This window comes from Mesorhizobium sp. M0340 (assembly GCF_040321535.1).
In the GTDB taxonomy this organism is placed as follows: Bacteria; Pseudomonadota; Alphaproteobacteria; order Rhizobiales; family Rhizobiaceae; genus Mesorhizobium.
Genome location: NZ_JAMYRR010000059.1, coordinates 1 through 7,806 on the forward strand (window position 1 = coordinate 1; position 7,806 = coordinate 7,806).

The following is a 7,806-nucleotide window of genomic DNA, read 5'->3' on the forward strand; positions in this document are numbered from 1 at the left end:
CGCCTCTCGCGAGGGCAAGTGCTGCAAACAGCCTGGGAACGCGGTGATAGGCGACGGAGAAGTCTTCGCGGCAGGCCTTGTGGCCGAGAGCGCAGGCCAGCCAACTCTTGCCCACGCCCGCCGGCCCGGTGATGAGAAGACTGTGATGCTTGCGGATCCAGTCGCAGCCGGCGAGCGCCATGAACAGAGTGCGGTCAAGACCGCGTACGGCACGAAAGTCGGCATTCTCGATCTGTGCGTCATGGCGAAGCTTTGCAGCCCTGGCGCGGGCTTCGAAACGCTTCTGGCGGCGCATGGTAGCCTCGCGCTCGAGCAGCATGGCAAGCCATTCGCCATGCTCGAGGCCGCGGGCTTCGGATTGTGCGTCGAGCTCCTGGAAGGCGGTGGCCATGCCATGAAGGCCGACTTCGCGCAGCATGTCGATCGTCGGATGGATAAGCATTGGTGTGTCTCCTCAATGAAAGTAGTCAGGGCCACGCAGATTGGCGTGATCGACGATGGCGGTCGGTTCGGTGGAATGCCTTGCGGCCTTGTGATTGGCGATGAGCGAGGCGATGCTCTTGCAGTTCAGCCCACCGATCTCGAGAGCGCGGGCTGACACGGCTTCGGCGCGATCGCGTGTGATATCGCGAAACAGGCGCTTTGTCCTTCGGCCGTCGCGGCCGTGCCGGAAGAACGCCGACGCCATAATAGGATGCCATCATGCCGTAGCTGCGATTGATCTCGGGATCGTAGAAGCTGGCGCGGCTGACGCCCGACTTCAGATTGTCGGGGACGATCAGTCGGGGAACGCCATCAAAGAAACGAAACATCCGGACATGTGAACCAATCCAGTCAGGCAGTGTCTGGGTCCAGGTTGCTTCGGCATATGTGAAGGGTCCATTCTGGACACATAGGTTACGGTTTGTACCGGAGACATGGCTAACACTTTCGGCCCGAAAGGGTTTTGGAGTGGTTCGAGCCTACATGTCTCATCGTCGAAATAGCCCAGATCATAGTCCACGAAGCTGACCAGCCAGATATGGCCTCGACCTGTTTGATGCCGACGGTCTGGCCGGCGAAGACCTGGCTGAGGTTGATCTTTTTGCGATTGTAGCAGATGCGCCCGCAGGTGGTGACGGTGACGGCCTTGTCGTGGAACGGATAATCGAGGTCAGGCAGGCCAGTGTAGGTGCGCGGTGACGGCGCGTAGTGCTGTGCCGGACAGTCCATGTCGAGCGCCTGGTGTGGACGTTCGTTGTTGAACTCCTCGACGAAGTCATCGAACTTGGCCTGTTGCTGCAGGAAGTTGGCGCCGGCCGTTTTGGTGGTCTCCAGCTTCAGAGTCAGATGCATGCGTTCATGGCGACCGTTCTGTTGCGGGTTGCCCGGTTTGATGCGCTCGATGGCGATGCCGAGCCTGAGCCACCAGACCGACAGCCTGGAAAGATTGAAGAGCGCATTGGGGCTTGCGAAGGGCACACCGTTATCCGTTCTGATCGCCCCGGGCAGGCCGAACTCCTTGAAAGCGTTCTCGAACACGGTGAAGGCAAAGGCCTCCTTGGTCGTGTGGAGCGCCTCGCAGGCCAAGAGATAGCGGCTGGCGAAGTCGCTGATCGTCAGCGGATAGCAATAGCACTTGTCGGCAAGCATGAACTCGCCCTTGTAGTCGGCACACCACAGATCGTTGGGCTGGCCGCTATGGGAGAGCGCCGTTCCCTGCGCTCGGTTGCGTTGTTGCTTGCGGCGCTTGACCAGGCCGTGGCGGTCCAGAACTGCATGCACCGTTGAGATTGCTGGGGTGTGGACGTCCGGGTAGAGCCGCGCCAGCCGCTCCCTGATCTTCGGCGCGCCCCAGTTGGGCTTGTCGTGCTTGGCACGCACAATCAGCTTCTCGATTTGGAAAGGAAGCTGATTGGCGTGCCGGTAAGGTCGGCGCGAGCGATCCGTCAGCCCTTCCAGCCCGCTGTCATTGTAGCGCTTGAGGATCTTATAGCCGGTCTTGCGCGAGATGCCGAAATCCCGGCACAGCACCGCCATCTTCTCGCCATCCAGAACCCGCGCGACGAACTTCAGCCGCTCATCCATTTGGCTACACTCCTTCCAAGGCACCCTTGCTCTCCTTGCAAAGGGCCGAAAGTGTAACCCATGTCTCCGGAATGAACTGTCACCCATCTCTCGGGAAGGGCAAAGCTGGACGCTTCCAAGACCGCCACCAAAGATCTCCGCCTCACGGATCTCACCGGTGTCTCGATCAACGATCGGGATCTTCTTGCCGGAATAGTCCACGAAGACCTTGTCGCCGGCGGCGTGTTCCTGGCGCATCGTCGGGGAAAGCCGCTGCTCGAAGCTGCGAAAGAGCTCGCAGAACCGGCTGTAGCCATATCCGTCGGGATGACTTCCTCGATGCTCCTCCCACAAGACGAGGAGCGTGACGCCCGGCTTCTTGAGCTCGACGGCAAGATTGGCCCAGTTCGGCTCTGTGCGCCGCCGCGTGCCCTGTTTGACACCATTGCGAGCGAAGAGTTTGTTCTCAAGCGCGTCATTGGTCAGCTCGCTTGGCAGGGGCCAGCTCAACCCGATTGCCGCTGCGCGCTGCAGATTATCCAGCACCGTACTGCGTGCTATTCCCAGCACGACCGCAATCTCGCGGGAGCTGGTCCCGCTTCCGGCAAGCCGAAGCATTTGTCTCAACTGTCTCATGGTCAGTCTTCTCTTTGCCGGCATCAAAATCTCCTCGTTCCTAGCGAGGTGTTTGATGCCAAAGTTGCTGACCCAGGAGGTAATCTTCAGTGCCGAAAACTGGCCGGTCTTTGGTTGGAACGGTGGCCGGCTTCATACCGGAATGCTGGCCGGTGTTTGATCGGAATGGCGGCCGGCTTCACGTCGGAATCCGCAGTTGCCGGCTCCGCCGACGTCTGTGGAGCCGGCAAGCAGTTAAACAGGTCACCACTCATCCACTCTCGTGCGCGTCGCAAGACCGGCGTGGCGACGATCGAGCTTGACGGTGGCCGTCGCCTGCGGGTCGAGAGTGACGTCGACGCCGAGCGCTCGGCGGATCTGTCGTCATCCTGATCTCCCCAAGCTCGATGGCACTTTTGGCAGGCGGCCCCACAACTGCGAGCACGAGCGCAGCAGTTTGCTAAGCATCACCGAGGCGCGCGACGCAATTCAAAGCATTGATATTTCGTTGCATCAATGACATCAGACCGAAGGTAGGAAAAGCCCAGCAGGGCGCTCATTCTGAGAGATCGAATATTCGTCGGGCGTATGAAAGCGACCAACCGATCGATAGATTGGGTTGCGAAGGCGAATTCGATCACTGGCTTAAGGCTCTCCGGCCCAATCCCCTGACCGCATCTGGCTCCGAACAATCGGCATCCGACCTCAATGGCGTTGTCACCTAAGTGGCGCAGCCCGGATGCCCCCGCGAAGCGCAGGTCGCCACCGTCGTCTCGTTCATAGATCATCCAGAATCCGTAACCGTAGGTTTCCCACTCATGAAGATAGAGGGACAGCCGCGCATCAGTCATTTCCCGTGTTGGCGGAGTTCCCGCCATCGTGGACTCGACTACTAGCGGATCGCATTGCAGGCGATGTAGCGCGTCTGCGTCCCAAGGACGTATTTGGCGCATGAATAAGCGTTTTGTTTCCAGATTCATGTAAATCGATCCTTCGTTCCATCCGTCACGGTTACCCGCGACATGAATGCCGGTCGGCAGCTCTCGCGCCTCACACCGAAGGAATCAAAACCCATGCCAGTTTGGGTGAACGAACCGAAGAAGAAAGGTTGCTATCTCTTTCTGCTCCGCGGCTCTGCAGGCCGTCATGGGCTTCCCGCGCGTCGGGTCTATTCCTCCATCTGCGCCGATCGCAAATTGATCCGCTCCCAGTCTCACCGATCGCCAGAGACGGAGATCCCTAATCGGCGGCGTGACCTCGCGAAACGAGCGCGACGCTTTGCCCGGCTTACCGAAGCCTTCGTCTGATATCTGCCAGCATAAATGCGCGCAAACTCGCCACACGGCCCGTGGATCAGCTTCCGATACAGTGTGCTGCAGATAAGTCACTTGCGTTCATGTGTCCTCTCCTTCGCGTCAATTGCGACGGAGAGAGCCTAAGCTATGCCGATCCAGTATCGCTGCGTTGAGGAAAGTGTTGGTAAAAACTTGCTCACTCGGCGTAGTTCGGCGGTCGGCATAAACCGCCAAGATCAATCAGGCCGATCCGCACGCTTGGCTCACTCTGACCCTCAATCCCTTCGCCAATGGCTGGCCAAACAGTGACATCGACACCCTCATGCCATGGAATTACCGGCGCTGGACGGCCTCAGCTGCCCGCCTACGCTTTTCAGCTTGGCGTTTCGGTCTTTCAGAGCCTTCAGCCGCTTAGCGTCAGTGACACCCATCCCACCATGCTTGGCGTTCCAGTTGTACAACGTCGCCTCCGAGACACCGTGCGAAGCGGGCTAGATCGCCCGCCTTCGCACCCGCCTCAAGCTACTAGCCAGAACCGCGATGGATGAAATTCTCGACGGCACTCAGGTGCGGTTAATAGCGCCAATGTTCGGAACCTAACACACAAAGGGGCGCAAGTATTGCTCGTACCACGCCAAACATGCGATTTCGACGCTCTTGCTTGCACAACCGGCGGGCACGCCAATTGCATGGGACGCGGAGAAGCATACGTTACGAGCACGGCCGCCTCACTTTCTTGACGCAGCATTCTGCATGAAACTTCCTGAAACGATCCAAGTTAATGCCATAGATCTGCCGCTAGACGGATTTGTCGGCAGCCGTCATGGGGCGCTTCGCACCACCTTCGGGGCGGAGGACGTGCCGTCCCCCCGAAGAGGGCTCGCGAAGATCAACTCCCGGCTGAACCACGACGATGCAGCGAGAGCTGAAGGTGACGCGACGCTCGCAGGTCTAGCCCCCGAAGCAGCCGCAGGCAGCCGTCGGCCAGGAAGCCAGTCGCTAGTCCGCAGACAGCTACTGCGCTTCATGACGCGTGCTTTGCGTATTGTACCCTGTGGCCCCGGGAGTCCGCGCGGATCGGCTGATGCCGCTGGCGGTGCAGTATGCAGAGCATACCTTTGGCAGCCTCTTCAGCGGGGACGCGATTGCGCGTCAGAGTACTGGGGTCAGATCCCCGGCGGCCGCCTCGACGGTAAAGGTTGTGACCGATGGGGGGCCAGCCGCTCGGAAGAATTACAGCGGCAATTACCGCGCTCGCTCCGCACGAGCCACTGGCGGCACAGATCAAGGCGCGGAGCTTGCCTCATGGCGGCACTTGTTCTGACAGGTCAGGACAAGCTGATCAGCTGCGCGAGGAGCGGCTATCGCGCACGCCACGAGGCCGCGAGGCTGAGCCGCTTCTTAATGTTGGTGACATTGGTCACCGTTTGGCCTCCTCAACGGTCTCGTAATCCTTCAGCTGGTCCTTCTTGTCGTTATCCGCCTTGCGTCCGCTTAAGGAACACAGGTACGGCGAGGGGCAGGGCGGTGCGCGATCTATTGCTAGGACAAGGTGGCAACATATTGCCCGGCAGCTATTTGCTGGGTAACCAATTTCCTCCCGTTCCAGGAAGCAAAATCCGCTCGTTGCTTGGACAGCAGTACCGGCCACGTACCGGGCCGAAACTAGCTGTTGTCTCTATAAATCAGTTCCAAGAATGAAGTTGACAGCGGGCAAACATCCAGGGAGTAGCTTATGCGTGTAGCTATCGTGTGGAACTTTGATACTCGGGGCGTGATCAATCGGTTTGGTCAGCCTTGCCCGGAGGCATATGGCCGCGAGACGATTGAAAGCGTGGCGGCCGCACTGCAAGAAGGCGGTCACGACACGCTGCTATGCGAAGGCGATAAAAGCATGCTGGCTACACTTGAACGGTTCATGGCACCGGAGTGCCAAGCCCGCCCCTCGGGACTCGTGTTCAACATGGCATACGGAATTCAGGGCGAATGCCGTCTCACCCACGTTCCGGCCATGCTGGAGATGGCGGGAGTCCCATACACCGGATCCGGTCCGCTCGGACATGGGCTGGCGCTCGACAAGGTTATCACTAAGACGCTCATCCGCGATAGTGGTTTGCCAACACCGAATTTTCGCGTGATGCGTCACGGTACTGATAGTACCGGAGAGTTGCGATTCCCACTGATAGTGAAGCCCCGTCACGAATCAGACAGCTGCGGTGTGCAGCTCGTAAATGACCCCGCTCAGTTGAGGCAGGCTGTAGAAGTGATCGTCACGCAGTTCGCGCAGGATGCGCTCGTGGAGGAGTACATCGAGGGGCGAGAAATTTGGGTCGCGCTGCTGGGAAACAAAGAACTCGAAGTGTTGCCTCTTGTAGAGCAGGATTTCGGCCACCGCGAAACGCGTATTGTGACTTGGGAAGCGAAGCACATGGTGGTTGCGGCGCCGCCGAAGATTTGCCCGGCTGAGATCGGAAGCAGCCTTGCTGCGGTGCTGCGGGAAATTTCGGTTGAAACCTTCGGTATCTGCCAATGCCGGGATTACGCCCGGGTGGACTTCCGGATAGACGATTTTGGCCAGCCGTTTGTTCTGGAGATCAACACCATGCCGGGGCTCGGCACGACAAGCGCTTATCTCTCGGCTGCGACCACCGCCGGGTACAGCTCTTCGAACTTGATCAATCGGATTGTCGATGTCGCTCACAGGCGCTATTTCGGAATTGGCATCCGCTAAAGCGTGTCGCGATTTAAGGGATCCAGATTGAACGAAGCCGCTGACGCGGCATTTGGCGGGTCGGTTTGCGGGTGAAGCTTCTGTTTTAGAGGATTGCGGCTGTTGAAGCGCAATCTTGAGAACAGGAGCAATAAAATGGCCGAGTTGAGCCCACTTCATCGGCGCATGATCGAGGATATGACGATCCGTAATCTGTCGCCGGCCAACAGCGATCCTACGTGCATGCCGTGGCGAAGTTTTCGCGCTACTTTGGCCATTCGCCGGACCGGCTCGGTCCGTCCGCACCTTCCAAGTTCATCTGGTCTCGAGCGGGATCTCGTGGCCTGCGCTGAACCAGACGGTGTGCGCAATGCGGTTCTTCTTTTTGAGGCGGTGCCGAGCCTGAAGACGCGGACGGCCTTGACCACGGCCTACGCTGCTGGCCTTCGCGCTTCGGAGACCGTGGGGCTGAAGGTCGGTGACATCGACAGCGGACGCGGCGTGATCCGGATCGAGCACGGCAAGGGCGGCAAGGACCGCACCGTGATGTTGTCGGCGCAGCTTCTGCGCATCCTGCGGATTTACTGGTGGCTGGCGAAGCCGCAGGACTGGCTGGGCGCGGTGCCGATCGCCCTATCGATGTGCAGGTGTTGTATTCGGCCTGTCGCTCGGCGCGTGCAGCCGCCGGCATTGACAAGCGGGTGACGGTGCACACCCTTCGCCACAGCTTCGCCACGCATCTTCTGGAGAACGGCACCGACATCCGCATCATCCAGGTTCTGCTCAAAACAACGACAAACTGCCCGCCAACAGCCGGAAGAAGGGCGGATTTACTATCCATTTCATCCGCGCTGCGGTGAGACGGTGCTCATTCTGAGGCGCTATGCGTACCGTGGAACCGAGTTGGTGGTCATTCCGCAGCCTGACGGCTCCCTTGCCTGCGTACCGGCGTGGATGATGCGCGAGGCGGCGACACACTTCAAGCTATCGGCTGAGCCGCGGTTTTCCCTTGGGGCCTTGCAATCTCTGCGCGCTGAGATCGATGCGCTTTTAGGATTTCTCCAGTCCGACTCAACGACGGAGAAAGATCAGAATGAAGCGCCAATTCGAAAGTCCCCAACCAAGCCTGTTCTGGTGGAG

7 protein-coding genes and 4 pseudogenes are annotated in these 7,806 nt (G+C 59.2%); 5 read left to right on the top strand and 6 right to left on the bottom strand.

The genetic code is table 11. The features are described 5' to 3' along the window. The 4 genes and pseudogenes from NKI79_RS32815 to NKI79_RS32830 form a co-directional block, all read right to left on the bottom strand. Positions 1-442: ATP-binding protein (locus tag NKI79_RS32815; RefSeq protein WP_352807410.1), on the bottom strand; the 442-nt coding region annotated here is incomplete at its 3' end. Between the two features lie 12 nt (positions 443-454). After that, positions 455-688: a hypothetical protein gene (locus NKI79_RS32820; protein WP_352807413.1), complete on the bottom strand. Its 234-nt coding sequence runs from the start codon at positions 686-688 to the stop codon at positions 455-457. Then, positions 633-875 (bottom strand): annotated as a pseudogene (locus NKI79_RS32825) (IS21 family transposase); the annotation flags it as partial. The gene NKI79_RS32820 and the pseudogene NKI79_RS32825, both read right to left, overlap by 56 nt. A 38-nt stretch (positions 876-913) precedes the next feature. Continuing rightward, positions 914-2,091 (bottom strand): annotated as a pseudogene (locus NKI79_RS32830) (IS481 family transposase); the annotation flags it as partial. A 294-nt stretch (positions 2,092-2,385) separates the two neighbouring features. On the opposite strand from NKI79_RS32830, the gene NKI79_RS32835 reads away from it, so the two are divergent. Then, on the top strand, positions 2,386-3,054 hold the full coding sequence (locus tag NKI79_RS32835) for a hypothetical protein (protein ID WP_352807421.1): 669 nt from the start codon (positions 2,386-2,388) through the stop codon (positions 3,052-3,054). Positions 3,055-3,128: 74 nt separating this feature from the next. On the opposite strand, the gene NKI79_RS32840 is transcribed toward NKI79_RS32835, so the two are convergent. Beyond that, the gene (locus NKI79_RS32840; RefSeq protein ID WP_352807416.1) at positions 3,129-3,641 is read right to left on the bottom strand and encodes a GNAT family N-acetyltransferase; all 513 of its coding nucleotides are present in this window, start codon (positions 3,639-3,641) and stop codon (positions 3,129-3,131) included. 550 nt (positions 3,642-4,191) lie between these two features. On the opposite strand from NKI79_RS32840, the gene NKI79_RS33415 reads away from it, so the two are divergent. Further along, the gene (locus tag NKI79_RS33415; RefSeq protein ID WP_502909885.1) at positions 4,192-4,371 is read left to right on the top strand and encodes a transposase domain-containing protein; all 180 of its coding nucleotides are present in this window, start codon (positions 4,192-4,194) and stop codon (positions 4,369-4,371) included. Here NKI79_RS33415 and NKI79_RS32850 read toward each other — a convergent pair. Next, a pseudogene (locus tag NKI79_RS32850) lies at positions 4,328-4,475 on the bottom strand (transposase); the annotation flags it as partial. The gene NKI79_RS33415 and the pseudogene NKI79_RS32850 sit on opposite strands and share 44 nt — an antisense overlap. Positions 4,476-5,691: 1,216 nt before the next feature. On the opposite strand from NKI79_RS32850, the gene NKI79_RS32855 reads away from it, so the two are divergent. The 3 genes and pseudogenes from NKI79_RS32855 to NKI79_RS32865 all read left to right on the top strand — a co-directional run. Then, positions 5,692-6,687: a D-alanine--D-alanine ligase family protein gene (locus NKI79_RS32855; protein WP_352807419.1), complete on the top strand. Its 996-nt coding sequence runs from the start codon at positions 5,692-5,694 to the stop codon at positions 6,685-6,687. 135 nt (positions 6,688-6,822) lie between these two features. Beyond that, positions 6,823-7,451, top strand: a pseudogene (locus NKI79_RS32860) (tyrosine-type recombinase/integrase); the annotation flags it as partial. 43 nt (positions 7,452-7,494) lie between these two features. Next, positions 7,495-7,806, top strand: a 312-nt coding sequence (locus tag NKI79_RS32865) for a DUF5372 family protein (RefSeq protein ID WP_502909886.1), incomplete at its 3' end; no start/stop codon positions are given.

Coding starts and splice junctions, on each gene's coding strand:
- NKI79_RS32820 (WP_352807413.1), bottom strand. CDS start 688: ATGGCGTCGGCGTTCTTCCGGCACGGCCGCGACGGCCGAAGGACAAAG.
- NKI79_RS32835 (WP_352807421.1), top strand. CDS start 2,386: ATGCTCCTCCCACAAGACGAGGAGCGTGACGCCCGGCTTCTTGAGCTC.
- NKI79_RS32840 (WP_352807416.1), bottom strand. CDS start 3,641: ATGAATCTGGAAACAAAACGCTTATTCATGCGCCAAATACGTCCTTGG.
- NKI79_RS32855 (WP_352807419.1), top strand. CDS start 5,692: ATGCGTGTAGCTATCGTGTGGAACTTTGATACTCGGGGCGTGATCAAT.